Here is a 19767-nt window from a genome sequence, read left to right as displayed (position 1 = left end):
GTCTGTCCCGTAGATCTTGACCGCCTGACGGTCACGCTCCGACGAAGCTCACTGTTTCCGTCATGTCCGCGCGCTCAGTACGCAGCCGTGGCACGTCTTCCTTCTCGAACCCCACCGAGACACCGCAGAACAGTGCGAGCGTGTCATTGGCTCCGACTATGCGGCTGACGGTCTTGCGATACATCGTCCACATCACCTGGGGACAGCTGTGCAGCCCTTCCGCCCTCAGCAACAGCATGACCGTCTGTAGGTACATCCCCGCGTCCCCCCACTGCCCGGGCCCCATCGTCCGGTCGAGGTAGCAGAACAGTACGACCGGCGCCCCGAACGCCTCCGAGTTCAAGGCGGCGATCTTCATGGGCCTGTCGGGGTCGTCGCGCTCGATTCCCAGCGCTTTGTACCGCTGGGCAGCAGCGGCGGAAAAGCGGTCCTGATACGGCGAGGTCAGTTCTGCCGGGTACATCGGATACTCCCGCTCATCTCCCGGGTCTCCTGCCAGTGCCCTGGCCGTCGCGTGGTTCTTCAGTTCGGCCAAGGGCTCACCGGCCACAACGTACAGATGCCACGGTTGGAGGTTCCCGCTCGATGGAGCCCGCGTCGCTGCGGTCAGCACTCGTTCGAGTACTTCTTTGGGCACGGGCTCATCGCTGAACGCCCGCACGGCCCGGCGACTGTCCACGGCTTCATACACATCCACGTCTTCTCGTCCTCTCACTCATCGACGACCACCTCTCTACCGTCTAGCTAGGGAGTGTCGTCATTAAACCGGGTCACGGAGCCAGATCCTGATCGAGGCGACGTCGACGGTGCCCTGGTAGATGCGCTCGCGCTTGTCGGTGCGAAGGGCCACCGCACGGTAGCCCTTCATCTTGTTGATGCACTGCTCGGCGGTGTTGCGCTCCTTGTACCGCTCGGCGTCGAACCCAGTCGGTCGCCCACCCTTACTGCCGCGTTTGAGGCGGTTGGCCTGCTGATCCTTCTTGATCGGGATGACCGCCTTGATGCCGCGTCTGCGCAGGTAGGCGCGGTTGGCGCGAGAGGAGCAGGCCTTGTCGGCCGGCACGCGCCCGGGACGCTTACGCGGGCGGCCCAGCCTGCGGCGTTGGATGCGCACCCCCTCCAGCACACGCCGGAAGTACGGGCTGTCGCCATGCTGGCCGGGGCTGATGATCCGGGCGATCGGACGGCAACGCCGGTCGGCGGCTAGGTGCACCTTCGTGCTCAACCCGCCACGCGAACGGCCCAGCGCTTCGCGTCCCTTAGCCGGTTTGTGATCTACGCCGTCCCCTTTGACGGGAAATCGGCCGCCGGCCGGTGGCGGGCTGGCGGCATGCTGATGGGCGCGCACCACGGTGGAGTCCATGCTCACCGTCCAGTCCTCGCCTTCGGCCTCGTCGCATCCGGCACGCAGCCCGTCCAAGATTTTCTCCCAGGTGCCGTCCATCGGCCAGCGGCGATGCCGGTTATAAACGGTCTTCCAGTTCCCATAACAGAGCGGCAGGTCACGCCAGGTGATGTTGGTCCGGACCCGGAAGAAGACCCCGTTGATCACCGTTCGGTGATCCGCCCACCGGCCGCCCTGCCTCGGGTTGGCGGGTAGCAGGGGCTCCAGCCGTTCCCACTCGGCATCGGTCAGATCGTGACGATTCAGGCGATCTTCCACTGGACTGATCTACACCAAATGCCACTAAAGATCCACGGGACACGCCCTACGGGGATTCCGGGTGGGGGCGATGGGAACATGCGGCAATGACCATCGCCGTCGCCACCAACATCGTCACTGGCCAGCAGATTCCCTTGCGCGGTTGCAAAGCCAGGTCAACACCACGGGCTTACCCCTTCTCGGCCAGGATCGTCTGGCACTCTGTCTAAGCCGTATCGGGGAGGGACATTCCAGCTCCGAGGCGCGTTCCACGGCCCGGAATTGTCGGTGCCGGGCGAGAGGATGGGATCATGACCGACGCGCCCCCGAGCACTCCTCTCGCTGATCAGACCGCCTACGCCGAAGCCGTTCAGCTCGCCCTGGACGCCGCCGCGGCCTACTACGGTGACGGCACCTCCACGCTGGACGACGACGCCTACGACCGGCTGCTCCGGGGCATCCAGGCGTACGAGGACGAGCATCCCGACGAGGTGCTGCCGACCTCGCCGACGGGCAAGGTGGCCGGTGGCGCGGTGGTCGGCGACGTACCTCACCTGGTGCCGATGCTCAGTTTGGACAACGTTTTTAGCGCTCAGCAGCTGGCCGACTGGGCCGCTTCGCTAGAGCGCAGGCTCGGCCGGCCGGTCACGCGGTGGAGCGTGGAACCGAAACTCGACGGGCTGGCGATCTCGGCCCGCTATCGCCATGGTCGCCTGGTGCAACTTGTCACCCGCGGCGACGGTACTGCCGGTGAGGACGTGAGCCACGCGATCGGCACCATCGCAGGGCTGCCTGCCAGGCTGGCCGAGCCGGTCACGGTGGAGCTGCGCGGCGAGGTGATGATGACCACCTCGCAGTTCGAGGACGCCTGCGCCAAGCGCCAGGCGCACGACGGCACCACGTTCGCCAACCCGCGCAGCGCCGCCGCCGGCACGCTGCGCGCCCAGGACCGGCCCTACGTCTGCGAGCTGACGTTCTTCGGCTACGGCGCGCTCCCCTACCCCGACGACCCCTCAGAGCAGGCCGCGTCGCTGCGCGAGCTGCCGCACAGCGAGATCATGACGTGGGTCGCTGAGCAGGGCGTGCAGACCACCGCCACCACCCCAGTGGCCGGAATCGTCGCCGAGACGCTGGCGCAGGTACAAGAGCGCATCGAGCGTATCGCCACGGTACGGCCGGGGCTGTCCTTCAACATCGACGGGATAGTCATTAAATGTAATTCGGCCGCCGACCAGGCATTGGCTGGTTTTGGCTCGCGCGCCCCCCGGTGGGCGATCGCCTACAAGCTGCCCGCCACCGAGAAGATCACCAAGCTGGTCGGCGTCGAGTGGAACACCGGGCGCACCGGCGTCATCGCCCCGCGCGCGGTGCTGGAGCCGGTCGAGCTCGACGGCAGTATCGTCACCTACGCCACCCTGCACAACGTCGCAGACATCACCCGCCGCGGTCTGATGCTCGGCGACAGCGTGGTCGTCTACAAGGCCGGCGACGTGATCCCCCGGGTCGAGGCCCCGGTCGTGCATCTGCGCACCGGAGCCGAACAGCCGATCGCGATCCCGCAGGTCTGCCCGTCCTGCGGCGACGCGATCGACACCTCCCAGGAGCGGTGGCGATGCGTACGCGGTCGCGCCTGCCGGGCGATCGCCTCCATCAGCTACGCCGTCGGCCGCGACCAGCTCGATGTCGAAGGGTTGGCCAATAGCCGTATTGAGCAGATGCTGGATGCCGGGCTGATCACCGACTTCGCTGACCTGTTTTTCCTGACTCACGAGCAAATCCTCGCTCTGGACCGCATGGGTGAAACCAGCACCGCCAAGCTGATCGCCGCCATCGAAGCCGCGAAGAGCAGTCCCTTGAATAGGACTTTTTGTGCGTTGGGGGTACGTGGAACCGGGCGGTCCATGTCGCGGCGTATCGCTCGGCACTTCGGCACGATGGATGCGATCCTCGCCGCTGACGCCGACGCGATCCGGGCCGTCGAAGGCATGGGTACTGAGAAGGCCACGCTGATGCTGGAGGAGCTGACAGAGCTGCAGCCGCTCATCGACAAGCTGAAGAAAGCCGGCGTCAACATGAGTGAGCCAGGCGTCGAACCTGCTGAGCTGAGCGGCAAGACCGCTGCCGCGGCCACTGCAAGTGAGCTGCCGCTCGCCGGCATGTCCGTCGTCGTCACCGGCTCCATGACCGGCAAGCTGGAGGCACTGTCGCGCAACGAGGTAAATGAGCTCATAGAACGTGCTGGTGGCCGGGCCTCTTCCAGCGTCTCGGCGAAAACCAGCCTGCTGGTGGCAGGGGAGAAGGCAGGATCCAAGCGAGCCAAGGCTGAAGCTCTCGGCGTGCACATCGTTACCCCCGACGGCTTCGCTGCGCAAGTCGCCGCCTTTTTTTGAACTATCTTCGGCGGCCGGCTGCGGCATCTCCGCCTCCCACTCGGGCCGATGGACCTGCGGCCGGCCGTCGAAGCCGAGGACGCCGAGTGGACCCGAGAGCCGATGACAGCCGCTCAGGGTGTGCAGCAGTCGGACTCCACAGAGACAAGCGGCGAGGTCCTGAGCACTCGGACCTGCCCCAGATCGCCGCCGAGCGGATCGCCGAAGTTGCCGTTTGGCTCGGGCAGGAGCTCTACGGCGAGGGCGGTGATGGGTGTGTCGCCGGGGAGCCCTGCGAGGTCGAGCGCGGCCTTGACCTCGTCGGCCGACCAGCGCACCTCGGCCTGGACGGTCAGCGGCACGGTCCTGCCGGGGCGTTCCCTGAGGGGGCGCCCTCTGTTCAGAGCGATCTGGATGTTGCGCTTGGTGCTGCCGTCCGCCTGGACGACCCTGCCGTACAGGACCACCCAGATCTCGGTGTTCGGCGGCGAGGGGACCACGCGCCGCAGACCGACATAGCAGGACGCGAACGGCGCCTGTACGCGGATCCCGCCGCCCTGCTCGGGCACGACCGCGCAGGCGAGTTCGGGCACGGGGTGTTGCACGCCGTCGAGCACGAGCGGCTCACCGAACCGGCCTTGAGCCGTACACCACAGCGGGTTGGCCGCGGGACCGGCGTCGTGTCCGACTCTGAGGTCGTAGGTGAAGAAGGAGAAGAGCTCGGGGGAGAGCGGGTCGGTGTTCGGCGGGAGCGGGAGGAGGAAGTGTCGGTCGGAGTTGGCCGCCGGTTCCAGCCGCTGCATGGTAGACAGCCCCGCGAGGTCCTGAGGCTGGCCTGGGGTGATGACGCGGACCAGCTCGGGGTCGAGCGGCGGCCCCTCCACCACTTCGGGGTCGGCCACGGGCTCGACGCCGGGCAGCAACATTGGATCGGGTGTTTGAGCCAGAGGTCGAGCGAAGTACGCGTCACGCGGGTCGGTCAACGGTTCGTGGAACTCCAGCCACAGCCGTTTTGTCCTGGATCCCGTCGAGGCGTAGTCGCTGTCACGGTTGTACGGCGTGAGCGCGATCCCCGCCGCGACCACGCGCGGCACCTGTGTCGGCCGTGTCACGATCGGCACCAGGTTCTCCTGAGTTCGGGTGACCTCCCCGCCGCCTTCCAGGGCCAGTTGTAGCCGGTAGGTGACCGCCACCTCGTACGGCAGGCCGTCAGGACCCATCGGCGGCGGGAACGCGTCGAGGAAGATGAAGTGCGTCGCAGCACGTTCCGGGCCGGCCGTGGCCTGCGTGTTGACGGTATTCATCAGCTCGATTGTGCCGACCGTGCGGATCTCTGTGGCCGCGCCCGCCGCGTCGGGCAAGGAGAGGGTGCGAACCACGGTGACCGTGGGCGAGCCGCCGCCCCGCCAGGTCCAGTCGCGGTCCAAGGTGGCCCGCACCACGCAGATCCACTGCTCGGCCAGCTCGTTCGGCTCGGCCAGTTCCACACTCGACCCATCGGGGGCCAGGTGGTGGGTCAGCCCCGCACAGCCGAACGCGACGCGCTCGCCCTCGCGGCCCATCAACTGCGGCCCGTTGGCCACCAGGTCCGCCGCCGAGGCCAGGCGGCCAAGCAGGGCGGGCGAGGTGACGTTCTGCACCGCGACAGGACGAGGCTCGGCCCGCACCCCGATCAGGTCGGGACGGAGGAAGACCGACCTGATCGCGTCGGCGGGCGGCAGATCGACGAGCGCGTCGGCCTCGGCCGCCGCGGACGCGACGGCGTGGAAGTCGATCTCGTGGGTACGGCCCAGCCTGGCCTTCTCGGTGGCGAAGTAGGCGAGGTCGGCGCGTCCCGCTGCCCGCACTTCGAGCCGGACGTCGCGGGCGGTCGGCAGCGTGACGGGGCCGGTCACCGTACCGTCCGCGCCGAGCTGCGGGGTGATGTCCAGCTCGCGGTAGTCGCTCGCGTCTACCCACGACAGGGCCAGGTCAAGGGCCTGGTCGGGGTTTGCGGGGAACGCGCGGGAGGTTTCGTACCAGGTGACGAACCCGTCGGCGTCGGCACTCGGATCGAACGTGGGCACCTTGATCAGCACGCGGACGTGCAGGTAAGCCGTGTCGGGGTCGCGGATCACCGGGGGTTTGGCATCCTTAGGCAGTCCGGCGTCGTTGGCCGTGATCTGGGCGAGCAGCGCCGCACGGGCGGAGGCTCCGGCCGCGAACACCGCCTCGGGATAGCCCAGCGGGGGCCGCCACAGGCGAATGGAGGGCGTGGTCCCGTCCGCGCCGACCGTCACCTTGTCGATCTCGACGATGCCTGGCGTCCTGTGCCGTCTCATGTGCAGGGTCGCGACCGGCGCCTCACCCGGCCGGCTGGGCTCTTCCTCAAGGGCAGGGCCGCCGCCCGTGGTGTCCGTCAGGCGGACGCGGAAGTCGTACTTGCGCCCGTATCGCAGCTCCACCACGTCGGCGTCCACGGGCGTACCCGCCACCCGACGGCCAGGCGGTGTGTTCATCAGCCGCTGGTCGTCTTCGGTGGACAGCACCAGAGAGCCGCCGCGCCAGTTCACGAACCAGGCGGACAGCCACGTTTGGCCGCTGTGCTCGGCGGGCACGACCTCCGACCAGCGCTCCTCGGTCGCCACGCCCAGGTCCACTCCGATGGACAGTGGCGCGTCCACCTTGGACAGCGAGGTCCACGCGCCCGCCCCCTGCGGGCGCACGTCCACCCGATAGCCGAACACTCCGCGCGGCGCGAGGACGGGGTCCTCGCCTTCGGGTGGTGCGCCGAGCGCCCTGTTCTGCCCCTCTAGGATGTCCTCGTCGTCCCAGCCGAGCTGGATGCCCTCGTCCCTGCCGATCGGTGCGCCGGTGCCGTCCTCGTCGAGGGGGTCGGCGCTGAGCGGCTGTCGAGCGTGGACGATCTTGGAGAAGCCGTCGTCGAAGCGGATCGTCTCGACGAACACCTTGTCGAAGTTGCCCAGCGTGGCGGCCCCTGCCGCGTCGGTGGACACAGGGAACACCACGGGGGTGAACACCGGTCTGGCCGCCGTGTCGGGGAGTGCGGGCACGCGGGTGGCGAAGGAACGGGTGAAGTCGGGCTGGCCGGTCTGGCCGAAATAGTCGCCGGCAGGGGCGAGATCGACCCACAGCCAGCCACCGTCCACCAGAGGCGAGGTCGCGCCGAACGGGAGGTCGAGTGTGTGGATCAGGCCGAGCGCCTCGGCGAGCCGAGGATGGCGCATCGAGAACGCCAGCGCCTCACCCCACCCGATGACCGTCGGAGGGGGCGGCGGAGTGGGGTCGGGCGGGCAGCGCATCAGGCATTGGTAGGAGTCGTCGGTGACCGCGAGCGACGTGCGCGGGCGGACGAACGCGAATGCCTGCCGATAGGTCTTGGGCAAGTATTTCCGTAGTTGCCGGGTCATATCCCTGGACTGCGCCGCGAACGTGTCGGCCGCGGGCGTGTCGGGGATCTCCAGCAGGCCTTTGATGGCCGTGAAGATCGTGCGCGCGTCCTGAGCGTGGAACAGCGGTGTGCCCCCGTCGGGCAGCACGATCGTCTGGTCGACGAGCGTCCGCTGGGGCAGCGCACCCACCGTCCCCGAGATGCTGACCGAGAACGCGAAGCTCGCGTCGGCGAAGGCGGGCACCCCAGGAGGTACGGAAATGAGCGGCTTGAGCGGGTTGCCGGTAGGTGCGACCAGCAGCCTGATCGACAGGACGCGGGCGTTGTGATCCCAACGCTGGAGGTATGGGACAAGAGTGAGCTTGTTCGGTGCGACCACGGTGAACTCCCTACAGCGCGGCTGTCTCGGTGACGACGTAGGTCGCGCTGATCGAGAAGAAGAGGAAGATCTCAACCTCGAGCTTGACCTGACCTGAGTAATCGCATTTCGTCGTGGCGCCGTCCTTGTAGATCAGCCCCTTGAGCTCGGCGCGGATCTTGACCTGGACGACCTTGAGGTCCACCCCGGCTTCCAGGGCGACAAGCCCGCCGTACCTGGTGGTGTCACTGATCGCGTTGTAGCTCAGCAGGAACCCGATGCCGAGGAAGGCATAGGCCTTGAACGGGCCGATCCTGCCTTCGACGCCGATGCCGACGAACGCCATCAGGTCCAGGCGCTCGGAGGTGACCACGCCGGTCACGGAGGTGATGCTGAACTCGGCCTTGAGCGTGACGATCAGGAAGACGGCGGCGACCCCGATCGACAGTAGCGGCACCTTGCCGTTCAGTTCGGCGCCGAACGTGGCCGCCGCCTTGACGCCGCCTGCCGCCAGGTCGAAGCCGGTGCTCTGCCGTACATAGAGTTTGAGCTTGAGATCGGCGCCGGCCGCGAAGCTTACGCTGGTCGGCGGGATGGTGACCCCGAACTTGGCCTCCACCTTGATCTCGTGTTTGGCGTTGGAGGCGCCCAGGTCGATCGGACCCTGCACGCCGAGGTCTCCCATCAGCGGAATGTAGGACAGGATCTGCTCGATCTCGGTGAGAATCAGCGTCTTGAGCTCGGCGATCTGCGGCCGTCGGTCGGTCGAGCCGACCACGCGCAACTCCGAGCCGGTCAGCCGTTTCAGGCCTGTCACGTCGCTCCAGATGCGCAATCCGGTGAATTCAGCGCTCCACCGGTCAGGCTGGAGGTCCAGCTTCAGCGTCGCGGTGTCGTAGAACAGACTCGAACCGTGGCCGTCGGAGCCCGCGATCCGCAGCGGCGTCGGATGGCCGGTGATCGTGACGGGGGAGGAGAGGGACAGCGCGCCTCCGTTGCCCACATCCAGGTGGAAGGCGCCCGCTCCCAACTCGATGGTATTGCCAGGCGGTGGGAAGGCGCCCTTGGAGGTGGAGCGTGCGATCAGGTCGGCCAGCGCGGCGGGCATATCGCTCCGCACCTTGTGCGGGGCAGACGGCACGATCGTCGGACGCGGGAACAGGAACGCGTGCGTCGGCGTGCTCTGCAGCAGCGCGTAGTCCTTCTGGGGGGTGGCCGGCGTGAACAGGTCGGCCGCGTCGGCGAACCGGTAGTCTCCCGAGGCGCCGACGAGAGGCGGTCGGCTGTAGGACTTCCGGTCCGTCGCCGAGTAGGCCACCGGATACCGGCGGATGAGCGGCACGCCCTGGCTGTCGGAGACGGGGACCGCCTCGCCGCCGCCGGGGGGAACGGACGCGACGGGACGGGTGACCACCGACCACGCCCCCGTGCGTGGCAGCTTGGGCACGCCCCGCGCGGTGGCGACGAACACCGGTTTCGGCCCGTCGAACGTAACCCCGACCTCGATTCTCTGCACTCGGTACAGCAGGCCGCCGCCACCCACGTCGATCCACGCGTCGACGGGCCCGCCGACCGCGCCTTGCGTCTGGATGAGATGCGTCAACGCGGCGGATGACGCAGGGACCTTGCTCGGCGCGGTCTGCAGGTAGCCAAGTACCCCGACCACGTGCGTGCGCCCGCTCAGGCCATCGAGGGCCAGGTCGGCGTCGAAGTAGTACGGAATCATGGTCGCGGTCCCCGAGGAGACCGGGCTGCCGGGAGCCGGACGGATCGAGCGCACGTCGAACAAGCCGCGGAACACGCCGGCGTCGAAGGCGTAGTCGGCGACCTGGGGCGTGCCGGTGTCGTCGGCGTAGCGGTAGTCGAACAGGCCGGGGGTGAATGGCTGCCAGCCCGAGTCACGGCGGATGACGCCACCGCCAGGGCGGCGTTCCACGGTGACGGAGCGGGTGACGCGAATGCCCCAGGGGTGCAACACGCTGTTGACCTTGATGACCTCCAGCGCGGTGCGCCCGACGATGACGCGGAACTGCACCTTGGCGGTGTCGGCGAACGCGGAGAACGGGTTGTTCCAGTCGCTGAAGTTGGACCCGCCGTACCCCGACAGGTCGAACCGGGTGACGGGGACGCGTGGTCTGGCCGTCATGTCGTTGTTGAAGATGGTCTCGACGCTGCCTCCGGGATCGCCGGTGCTGCCGAGCACCGAGAGCCCGAGCTGCGTTCCCGATGCCAGGTCCACGCCGTTGATGAGCTGTCCTGTCCGGCCGTCGAACGTCGGGGATACCCCTCCCGGATCAGGGCGTCCGCCGTCGGCGAGGAGCATGGCGTGCAGGCCGCCGACGGCGTCCTTGCCGGGGAACTCGGGACGCGGCAGTTCGTACAGGTCGGCCCTTCGGTTGCCGTCGTCCTGCGGCTGCAGCCCGACGGCTGTGACGAGCCCGAAAGGCAGCGTGGTGCGCACGATGACGCGGGTGCCCTCCTGGTACGCCCTGTGGGTGCCGCGCAGGACGTCCTCGGGGATCGAGGGGACCAGCCGTTGCGAGCGCGCGCCGAGTTGGGTGGGCCCGCCGTCGGTGGCCGAGGCCAGCGGGGTGGGGAACCAACCGAGCTCGATGATGTCCTGGTCCTGGTCGAGTGTGCGGACCGGCTCCCACTGGATCTGGGGCAGTGTGACGACGCGGAGGTCAGCCACCTGGGCCTGGACCTCCAAACCGGACAAAGGGAACGTTCCAGACGGCCGCTCGCTGAATCCAACTCCCAGCAAGTCTTGATTTGTCGAGACATCAAGCAGTAACACGTGCGGGGCGGGACCGAGGAACTCCGTGACGTAGTTGTCGATGAGCCGCGTGGTCCTGGCGTTCCGCTCCATCGCCGGTCCGACCCTGTGCTGACGATTCTCCTTCTCTACGCCCTGCGCCTTGGCCCACAGCTCGGCCGCTCGGTCGTCGTGGGTGAGCGTGTTCTGTCCCACCTGCGTGGGGCCGACGTCGGGGTCCTGGCGACGGTTGGGCATGGGCCTGGAACCCGCAGGGGAAGCGTCCTTGTCCGACACCGCGAGGGTGGGCCCTAGCTGCCCCTCGAAGGACAGCGCGACCTCCTCGGAGGTCCACGAGATCCGCGCGAAGATGTTCGACCGAGGTTCGGAGCCGGGCGAGAGGCCGGGGCGGCGGATGAACGCGTTCGCCACGTAGGGGTCGGGCAGGGTTGGTGCCCATGCGTACAGGCCGAGCACGACACGGGCGAATCCGGCGCAGACCTGGCGCGTTCCGGTAAGTTCGCCCTGGATGCCGATCACGAGCGGCGAGGTGGTCCACAACAGCGCGTTGCGCAATGCGTACTGGTGCACCGCCGTGACTCTGGTGATCGCGGCGGCGAGGGTCACGATTGTCCGCTCGCCGTTCTTGCGCAGCAGCAGGTTGCTCTGGCCGGTTGGTGTCGTCGGTGCTGTGCCGTTGGTTCGCACTGGACGGTCGAGCGCGACCGTCGCCCGCCCGCCGGTGAGGAAGGACTCGCCGCTCGTGACATCGCACGAGTAGAGCAGGGCGAACTTTTGATCGTACGTCTGCCGCCACGGCAGCCGTTGCCCCGCGCCTTCGGCGATCGCCCAGAGGTCGTAAGTGTGCGTCACCGGCGGGCTCGTGGGCAGGGCGTCGGCGCTGAGGATGATCCCACCGGGTGACACCGCTGCCCAGGTGGCGGAGATTTCGTGCGCCGGCAACTCGGCGTCGTACCAGCGGGCGGTCAGGCCCTCAAGCGCCAGCGACCAGTTCGCCCCGCTCGCCGCCTCGCCGAGCAGCGCCGGTGCGGCGACGACCACCGGCAGCCCGAGTCCCGCGCGGGTGACTCGGGCGGTGCCCTCGAAGCCGATGAGGGCCGAGCCGATCGCGCTCGTGTCGAGCTCCATTGGGGCGATCTTGTAGTCGAGGACGACCGTCCACAGCCGCTGCACGAACGTCCACGACCCGATGGAGCCGGTGAACTCGAACCGCTGCCCCCAGACCGCCGCCGCGCCGGGTGCTCCCGAAGGGACGGTTCTCGGCTGGAACCTGAACGAGAGCTTTTCCGGGAGCTTGATCTCCGTCTCAGCCGAGCGGCAGCCGCCCGCGACCGGTGTCATCTCATCAGTGACCGGGACGAGCGTGAGGTCGGCCTTCAGCGGGCTCGGCACGTTGATTCTGTCTCCTGAGACGGAGACGGGACCCGTCAAAGTCAGGCGTCCGCTCGACGCCTTCACCCCCGCGTACGCGCCGCTCGGCAGGTCCGGGTCGATGAGGTCGCCACGGATCCACACCGTACCTGTGCCCAGGTCGACCGTGGCCCCCTGCGGGGTCGGCGTGGGAGGCGCGGCCTTGGTGAGCACCAGCGCCGGCGCACTCGCCCCCGTTTCGACGACGACCAGCCTGGTCCCGGCGAAGAAGACGTCGAACCAAACCTGCGAGCCGTCCTCCACTGTGTACGGCCCGAGCCGCTCGCCTGGCGCGAGCCCGGACAGGCCGTCCACCTGGAGCAGGTCACTGCGACGAATCGCCAGCGGTTCCTCCTCGACGGGCAGAATCGAGGCTCGTATGGCGGCGCGAACCTCGTCGTCGTGCCGGGTCGACTCCTCAGGCGGTGTGTGCCGCAGCGCCGCTGCGGCCAGTGCGCGAAGCCGCCCCACGTCGGCCCCCGCGCTGATGTCGCCGGTCAGATCGATGACAGCGTCGAGGACATCCTCAGAGTTGGGGTTGGTCACGGAAGTCTCCTTGTCCCATGGATCACTCGGAAGAGAGCGCGAGACCGTGACATCCCGTGTCCCGCGTGATCAGGACGTCCGCGCCCCCTGACCAACGACCTCAAAAGATGTGCTGATGTTTCATGGTGGGCATGGCTCACGCCCTCCACAAGGGGGAACCCTCCGTAGCCACAGGAATAACTCCAATCGGCCACCTTGCCCGCTAAAGTGGGGCGATCATTTCTGAATTAGTTTCTGTGGTGAGTTTTATGAACGATATCAAGCCATTCGGCGTTGATGTTCCGCAGGCCAACTGTAACGATCGGTCTTCGGGGAGGGCCGGACCGGATTTTGAGTGAGGTGATATCAGCGGCTTTCATTTCGAGTAGCCGTGTTCGAAATAGGGGAGAACGAGTGCGGCTTCGACGATGTCGCCGATTCGGCTGGGGTCGGCGGTGATGTGCTGGAGGGTGCGCCGGCGTTGGGTGAGCAGGGCGAAGCCGCGTTCTCCCGGGCAGCGCAGGGCGCGCAGGAGGGCATCGCGGGTGTCGAGGTCGAGGGGCCGGCCGTCGGCCGGTTGTTCGACCGGGGTGAGAATGCCGATGCCGGCGAGCTGCCGCTGGCCGGGATGTCCGTCGTTGTCACCGGTTCGATGAGCGGGGTGCTGGAGGCGCTGACCCGCAACCAGATGAACGAGCTGATCGAACGCGCCGGAGGCGGATCCTCCTCCAGCCTCTCAGTCAAGACGTCACTGCTGGTGGCCGGAGAGAAGGCGGGCTCCAAACGGGCCAAGGCCGAGAGCCTGGGCGTGCGGATCGCCGGCCCGTTCGTCTGATCAGGACTGGAGTTGTCTCAACGGTCCTCGGGCGCGCCGGGCGCGCCCACGTCTCCCATGACGCCGACGGGACGATCTGGGTCGATCACCTGCGTCACGGGCGAGGCCGAGCTGTGAACGTGCCTGATCGCCTGCGAAGGCGCTCGCCGTACCGTTCCGGCGAGTGAGAACCACCGGACCGCCTGCCCGCCTCTCGGCGGCCGCTCAGCCGAAGTACTCCGCCACGATCCTGGTGTGCAGCGGGAACGCCAGCTCCCTCGGCCCGTCGATCAGCAGCCACTCCGTCGTCTCGGCCGTGGGGGTGACCGGCGGGAGGGCGGCCGAGCGGGTCCTCGGCCCCAGAGCGAAGATCAGCACGGTGCCGTCGGGGGCGCTGAGCACGTCGAGGAGGCGCACCTCGTCCGCGCCGACGACGATCCCCGTCTCCTCCCGGAGCTCCCGGACGGCCGCCTGCTGCCAGGACTCGCCCATGTCGACGAAGCCGCCGGGCAGGGCGAGCCCACCCCGGTGCGGCTCGATGTCACGGCGGATCACCAGCAGGCCGTCGTCGACCGGCAGCACCATCACCGCGACCGGCAGCGGGTTGAGGTAGGAGGTGTTCCGGCAGCCGGCGCAGGTGCGCGGCCAGTCCTGGCCGGGGGCGAAGGCCGTACCGCAGAAGGAGCAGTGCGAGTTCCTGATCGTCACGATCGTGAGACTAGAGCAGGATCGGGATCCTGACCCCCACCACCCGGTACGGGATGCCGCTTACGGCGGTTGGACGCGGCGGACGCTGTCGAAGGCCTGTCCCACACCGGCCTGAAGGGCTGAGCTCGACGCGCCCGCGGGGCCGCCGCTCGTGAGGAGTGACGGGACGGGCGCCCGGGCATCGCATTACCGGCAGGCGGGACCCGTGCCGGGATCGTCCCAGACGAGGTGGCCTCCCATCAGCACCGCCCGGACGGGCTCCGGGTCGGCGGGCGCGTCGGCGAGGCGAGTACGCAGGACGACGAGGTCCGCGGGTGTGCCGCGACGGACGCGCCGGGCCGGACCGCCCGGATCGCCGGGCGGGGCGAGGTAGGCGTCGAGGGCCTGGGCGAAGGTGAGTCGCTCACCCGGGCCGGCGACCCGCCCGGCCGGGGTGTGCCGCCGGGTCGCCGCGCCGATGACGGCCCAGGGATCGAGCGGGCCGTAGGGGGCGTCGCTGGACAGCGCGACGGGTACGCCCGCCCGGAGGAAGGTGGCACAGCGGTACAGGTCCTGGTGGTCCCGGGTGGGGAGGTCCCGCAGGAAGTCGTCGCCCCGGTGCGCGAGGAAGCCGGGTTGGGTGACGACGCGCAGGCCGAGGCGGGCCATCTCCGGGACGAGTTCGGCCGGTACGAGCGCGGCGTGCTCGACCCGGTCACCGGGCAGGGAACCGGCGTCGTCCAGCGCGACCAGCAGCAGGACCAGCGCCTCGCGGGTGACACAGTGCACGGCGACCGCGCGCCCGGCTGCGTGCGCGGCCCGGATCCGGCCGGTGAGCTCGTCGAGTGTGGGCAGCCCGGAATCGGCGACCACGATCTTGTATGGCCCGACGGCCGGGCACGGTGACCCCACGGGGTCACCGTGCCCGGCCGGGGTGTCCAGCGGGGCGCCGAGCAGATGGACGCGCTGGGGCAGCGCCCCGCCACGCATGGCCTCGGTGATCGCCGCGACGGTGCCGGCGTCGAGATCGGGGGTGGCGTCGGTGACGGCGGTGATGCCGAAGCGGGTGAGGGCGGCGCCTACCGGGGCGAGATCGGGCGGTCCGGCGGGCGGCAGCCGGGAGCGTAGCCAGCCGTCGGCGCGCCAGAGCCGGCCGGTGGGAAAGCCGCGGTCGTCCCGCTCGACGCCAGGGTGGTCGGCCCCGGCCAGGCCGGTCGCGGCCATGGCCGCGGTGTTGAGGGTCCACAGCGCGCCGCTACGATGCTGGACGCGGACCGGGCGGTCGGGACGGAGGCGGTCCAGCGCGCTGGCGTCGAGGTCGCCGGCGACCGTCTCCGCGTACCCGACGCCACGGATCCACCCGTGCCCGTCGGGGACGGCCGCGGCCAGCGCGGCGGCCAGCGCGGCGGGCCCGGTCACCTCGGGAGGGCCGCACCGCACCGAGGTGCCCCAGGCGGCGAGCGCGTGCAGGTGCAGATGGTGGTCGCAGAGCCCGGGCAGCAGCGCGCCGCCCCGGCAGTCGTACCAGGCCTCTCCCGGCCGGCGGCCGAGGGCGGTGCCCACCTCGACGACGTGGCCGTCTTCGACGCGGACGTCGACCCCGGCGCGCCCGTCGAGTTCGGCGTCGCGCAGCAGCAGACCGGTCACCGGGACACGACGCCCAGCTCGCGCAGCACCTCGGCGGTGTGCTCCCCGCTCCGGGGTGCCCTCCCGGACACCGTCCGCCGCAGCGGGACGGCGATGTCGACCGGGCCGGAGGAGGCGTCGACGACCCAGCCGCCGTTCCGCGACCGGGCGGCCACCGAGCTCGGGGGCGTTTCCACGACGGGATCCAGCGTGGCGGCGACCACGTCGGACATGGAGATGTCCCACAGCGCGCCCGTGCCGTCCGGCGGCGCCGTCGCGGCGAGGACGGCGGCGGTCAGGCCGGTGAGCGGGTCGGCGATCGCGTCGCCGCAGAACAACGGGGTCCCGTCGGCGTCATGGGCGACCAGGCCGCTCGCCGCGGCGACGTCGTCACCGAATCCGACCCGGTTGCTCCCGCGCCCGTACGCGGTGATCGAGATCCAGACGGTGCCGGCGGCGACCGCGGCCTCGGCGTCGAGCCCGAAACCGGCCAGCGCGCGGGGCCTGGACGCCTCGATGACGATGTCGGCGGCGTCGACCAGGGCGGTCATGGCATGCCGCCCGGAGGGGGTGCGGGGGTCGAGCACGACCGAGCGGTGCCCGGCGTGCAGCAGCCGGTAGAACGCGGCGTTCCCGCCCCGGGCGCCGTCCGGCCGCCACGGGGTCTCCACCTTGACGACCCGGGCACCGGCCAGGCCGAGCAGGTGGGCGCAGAGCGGGCCCGCCCACAGCGCGCTGAAGTCCACGACCAGCAGACCGTCCGGCGACCGGGGCGTCACCGGCGCGGGCGGGGTGAGCAGGGCGGGCGGAACGGTCCGGTGCCGGACCGGGCCTGCGGCGACGCCGAGCAGCGCCGCTCGCTCGGCGAGCTCGGCACCGGTGTGCTCGCGCAGCCAGCCGGTGACCGCCGGCCACGGGTCGTCGCCCACCTCCGCGCAGACCAGCGCTCCCAGTAACGCCGGATCATCGGGGCGGGCGCAGGAGACCGCCGCCCAGCCGTCGGCGGTGCGCAGCAGCCGGCACGCGCCTCCGGCCGACACGGCTCCACCTCGCCGGTGACCGGTGAAGGCGGCACGCTCCGACAGCAACCGGGCACCGTCCACCCGCACCCCGGTGAACTCGGTGAAGCGGCCGGCCAGCTCCCGCGCCACGGTGGCGGCACGGCCCGGTGGCACCAGCGGAGGGCCGCTCTCGCGGCCGGTCAGCGTGACGACGCCGCTGCGCGCCCAGTCGGCCGGCGGGTCGGCGGCTGTCACGCTTCCTGATCGGACAAGAGAGCTGTAGCGTGCATAAAGCGACACATACCGACGATACACTTCCGGGCCACAAAAGATCATATTTTGTCCGTGCCGGTCTGACGGAAGGCTCCACCGGCGAACCCGCGGCGTGGTTCCGTCGCCGATCCGGCGGACGGCTCCGCCCGATCGGAACGGCCAGGTCAGGCCCGCGGGTCGACGTGGATCTTGGGGCCGGGGCCGGAGCCCGCGGGGCGGGAGCCGGCGAGAACCGCGCCCACCTCCTCAAGCCCGACGACGGCCGCCACGAGCGGCCGGGGATCCACCGAGCCCGAGGCGTACTGCTCGACCGCCCCGGCCAGGCCGGGGGAGGCGCTCAGGATCCCGACGGCCGTGACATCCTTGAGCACCAGCGCGCGGGTGTCGACGGCGCTGAGCCTCGGCGCTATCCCTATGTAGACCACCCGCTTGCCCGGCTCCACCAGGTCGACGGCCAGGGCGGGCAGGCCGGGCGCGTTGGAGGCGTCGATGACCGCGTCGAACGGGAGCCGGGGAAGCCGGTCGGAGGTCCACGCCCCGTGCACGCCGAGACCTCGGGCGAACTCCAGCGACGGCTCCGACAGGCCCATGATGTGGACCTCCGCGCCGCGCGCCAGGGCGAACCGGGCGGCGAGCAGGCCGATCGTCCCCGGCCCCAGCACCAGCAGCCGGTCACCCGGCGCGAGGGCCGCGGCCTCGACGGCCCGCAGCGCGTTGCCGCCGGGCTCGACCATGGCCCCGGCCACCGCGTCGACCGCGTCCGGCAGCGCGTGCAGCGCGGTGACCGGCACCGGCAGCTGCTCGGCCAGAGCGCCGGGCCACCCGCCGCGGATGCCGATCTCGAAGCGGTCCTCGCACACGTGTTGCAGCCCGCCCAGGCAGCGGCGGCACCGTCCGCAGCCGAGCATGGTGTCACCGGTGACCCGGGTGCCGATCCAGCCGTCTTCGACGCCCTCGCCGACCGAGGAGACCCTCCCGCACCACTCGTGGCCGGGTCGGATGGGATAGCGGGCGTGATCCTCGTCGAGGTAGGCCATATCCCCGCTGAAGAACTCCATGTCGGTGCCGCACACCCCGGCCCGCTCCACGTCGACGACGACCTGCCCGGGGCCGGGGACCGGTGGCTCGACGTCCCACACGGAGAAGCGGCGAGGCCCGGTCACGACGAACGCTCTCACGGAGGAAACCTTAGCAACGGGCACGGGATCGGTTAGCCTCGCAGGTCAGACAGGTCCTCGTCACCGAGGCTGAGATCGTGCGCCGCGAGGTTCTCCTCCAGATGATCGAGAGAACCGGTGCCCGGAATCGCAAGCACCGACGGCGACTTCGCCAGCAGCGATGCGATCTGGACCTGCGCTGTGGTCGCGCCCAGGCGTGCTGCGACCTTGCCGAGCCGGTCGGCGTCGAGCGGGCCGCCACCGCCGCCGAGGGGGAAGTACGGCACGTACGCGATGCCCGCCTCCTCGCATTCCGCCAGCAGTCCCATGTCACCGGTGTGCCGGTTCTGCACCGCCGCGACGGGCGCGATCGCCCGGGCCTCGGCGAGCTGCGCGGCGTCGACGTTGCTGACGCCCAGGTGCCGGATCAGCCCCTCCGCGCGGAGCTCGGCCAGCACCGCGAACCGTTCGGCGATCGATTCGCCCCCCAGTCCGGTCATCCCACCGACCCGTAGATAAACCAGGTCGAGCCGGTCCAGACCGAGAGAGCGCAGATCCGCCTCGACCAGGCCGCGCAACTGATCAGGCGTCGCCTGCTCGCTCGGCGCACCGTTTGGTCCGGGCAGTGGCCCGACCTTCGTGGCGATCACCAGATCGTCACGGTAGGGGGTCAATGCCGTACGGATCAATTCGTTGGCCCGCACCGTTCCCCTGCCGTAGAAGCTCGCCGTGTCGATGTGATTCACGCCCAGCTCCACGGCGCGCCGGAGCACGGCGATGCCACTCTCAGGAGCTCGCGGCGGGCCGTCGAAGGTGCCCATCGCCAGGCGCATCGCGCCGAAGCCGAGCCGGTTGATGGTCAGATCTCCGCCGAGGGAGAAGGTCTCGATCGTCACGAGGCTCATCGTGTCCGCCGCCACGACGCCCAGCGAGCTCGTGGCAGCTTGCTGCCAGACTGGCGGGATGCGGAACGAGCAGGTGTTTTCAGTGCGAGGGGACGCAGAGTTGATCGCGCGTGCCGGTCATCTCTTCGAGTCCGCGCAGACCGAGTTCCTTTGCGCCGCCCGGGACCTCAAGACCTGGTCGCAGCCGGAGGCCAGGGCCGCGATCCGGAACCGGATGGGTACTGCGGAGGCCTCGGGCCTCACCTCTCGAAAGCTGCTCGGCCCGGTCGCGCTCGCCGACGAGGAGGCCCGGGCGCACCTGCGGCTGGTGCAGAGCAAGGGCGCTCTCGTTCGGATAGGCGGCTCCCAACTGCCGCACGAGACCATCCTCATCGACCGGCGGGTGATGATCCTTGCCGGCCGGGAGACACCCACCGGCCGCGAGTACACCGTGACGACGTCGCAGATCCTGGTCGACGGCGTCCACTCGTTGTTCCAGGCGATCTGGGACACCGCCGTCGATCTCGACACCTATCTGCGCAGCGACATCCCCCACCTCGATGCCGACAGCCGCATGATCCTCGAAGCCCTCGGTTCGGGACTCACCGACGAATCGGCGGCCAAACGGCTCGGCGTCTCGCTACGCACCTATCGGCGGCGCGTGGCTGAGCTGATGGCCAAGCTCGAGGCCGACTCCCGCTTCCAGGCCGGGCTGCGGGCGGGCAATCTGGGACTATCCCGCTAAGACCGTAGTGATCGCATCCCTTCAGCGGTCTGCACACCTGAGTACCTCGGGCCGCGCAACCACCTGTCACGCCAACCCCGAAGGACTTCCGGAGCCGACTACTCAGGTA

At 69.7% G+C, this 19767-nt stretch carries 12 protein-coding genes; 3 read left to right on the top strand and 9 right to left on the bottom strand.

Going from position 1 to position 19767, the window contains the following annotated elements; all coding sequences use genetic code 11:
* Nucleotides 1-31: 31 nt before the first annotated feature.
* Nucleotides 32-697, bottom strand: coding sequence for a nitroreductase (locus tag ACQP0P_RS26165; RefSeq protein WP_433359125.1), 666 nt, complete (start codon nucleotides 695-697; stop codon nucleotides 32-34).
* Nucleotides 698-760: 63 nt separating this feature from the next.
* Nucleotides 761-1651, bottom strand: a complete 891-nt coding sequence (locus tag ACQP0P_RS26160; RefSeq protein WP_433382108.1) for an IS5 family transposase — start codon at nucleotides 1649-1651, stop codon at nucleotides 761-763.
* A gap of 302 nt (nucleotides 1652-1953) precedes the next feature.
* Between ACQP0P_RS26160 and ligA the strand changes: the two genes are divergently transcribed.
* Nucleotides 1954-4032 carry an NAD-dependent DNA ligase LigA gene (gene ligA / locus ACQP0P_RS26155; protein WP_433359124.1) on the top strand — a complete coding sequence of 693 codons (2079 nt, stop codon included), beginning with the start codon at nucleotides 1954-1956 and terminating at the stop codon, nucleotides 4030-4032.
* Nucleotides 4033-4145: 113 nt separating this feature from the next.
* Here ligA and ACQP0P_RS26150 read toward each other — a convergent pair whose 3' ends face one another.
* A complete protein-coding gene (locus ACQP0P_RS26150) occupies nucleotides 4146-7781 on the bottom strand; it encodes a hypothetical protein (RefSeq protein ID WP_433359123.1) in 3636 nt (1211 codons plus the stop codon).
* A gap of 10 nt (nucleotides 7782-7791) precedes the next feature.
* Nucleotides 7792-12492: a hypothetical protein gene (locus ACQP0P_RS26145; protein ID WP_433359122.1), complete on the bottom strand. Its 4701-nt coding sequence runs from the start codon at nucleotides 12490-12492 to the stop codon at nucleotides 7792-7794.
* 370 nt (nucleotides 12493-12862) lie between these two features.
* Here ACQP0P_RS26145 and ACQP0P_RS26140 point away from each other — a divergent pair, with 370 nt between their 5' ends.
* On the top strand, nucleotides 12863-13306 hold the full coding sequence (locus ACQP0P_RS26140) for a BRCT domain-containing protein (protein ID WP_433359121.1): 444 nt from the start codon (nucleotides 12863-12865) through the stop codon (nucleotides 13304-13306).
* 204 nt (nucleotides 13307-13510) lie between these two features.
* Here ACQP0P_RS26140 and ACQP0P_RS26135 read toward each other — a convergent pair whose 3' ends face one another.
* From ACQP0P_RS26135 to ACQP0P_RS26115, 5 genes are all read right to left on the bottom strand, one after another.
* Complete coding sequence (locus ACQP0P_RS26135) at nucleotides 13511-13993, bottom strand: NUDIX domain-containing protein (RefSeq protein ID WP_433359120.1); 483 nt, start codon at nucleotides 13991-13993, stop codon at nucleotides 13511-13513.
* Nucleotides 13994-14179: 186 nt separating this feature from the next.
* Nucleotides 14180-15619 carry an amidohydrolase family protein gene (locus ACQP0P_RS26130; protein WP_433359119.1) on the bottom strand — a complete coding sequence of 480 codons (1440 nt, stop codon included), beginning with the start codon at nucleotides 15617-15619 and terminating at the stop codon, nucleotides 14180-14182.
* The gene (locus ACQP0P_RS26125) at nucleotides 15616-16854 is read right to left on the bottom strand and encodes a CoA transferase (protein ID WP_433359118.1); all 1239 of its coding nucleotides are present in this window, start codon (nucleotides 16852-16854) and stop codon (nucleotides 15616-15618) included. The genes ACQP0P_RS26130 and ACQP0P_RS26125 overlap by 4 nt, the downstream gene beginning before the upstream one ends.
* Before the next feature lie 182 nt (nucleotides 16855-17036).
* On the bottom strand, nucleotides 17037-18050 hold the full coding sequence (locus ACQP0P_RS26120; protein ID WP_433359117.1) for a zinc-dependent alcohol dehydrogenase: 1014 nt from the start codon (nucleotides 18048-18050) through the stop codon (nucleotides 17037-17039).
* A gap of 32 nt (nucleotides 18051-18082) precedes the next feature.
* The gene (locus tag ACQP0P_RS26115) at nucleotides 18083-18934 is read right to left on the bottom strand and encodes an oxidoreductase (RefSeq protein WP_433359116.1); all 852 of its coding nucleotides are present in this window, start codon (nucleotides 18932-18934) and stop codon (nucleotides 18083-18085) included.
* A gap of 82 nt (nucleotides 18935-19016) precedes the next feature.
* Between ACQP0P_RS26115 and ACQP0P_RS26110 the strand changes: the two genes are divergently transcribed.
* Nucleotides 19017-19658, top strand: a complete 642-nt coding sequence (locus tag ACQP0P_RS26110) for a DNA-binding response regulator (RefSeq protein ID WP_433359115.1) — start codon at nucleotides 19017-19019, stop codon at nucleotides 19656-19658.
* Nucleotides 19659-19767: the final 109 nt, after the last annotated feature.

Source organism: Streptosporangium sp. CA-115845 (genome assembly GCF_050943795.1).
In the GTDB taxonomy this organism is placed as follows: Bacteria; Actinomycetota; Actinomycetes; order Streptosporangiales; family Streptosporangiaceae; genus Streptosporangium.
The sequence above is the reverse complement of the archived record's forward strand: the minus strand, read 5'-3'. Positions and strand labels throughout refer to the sequence as shown.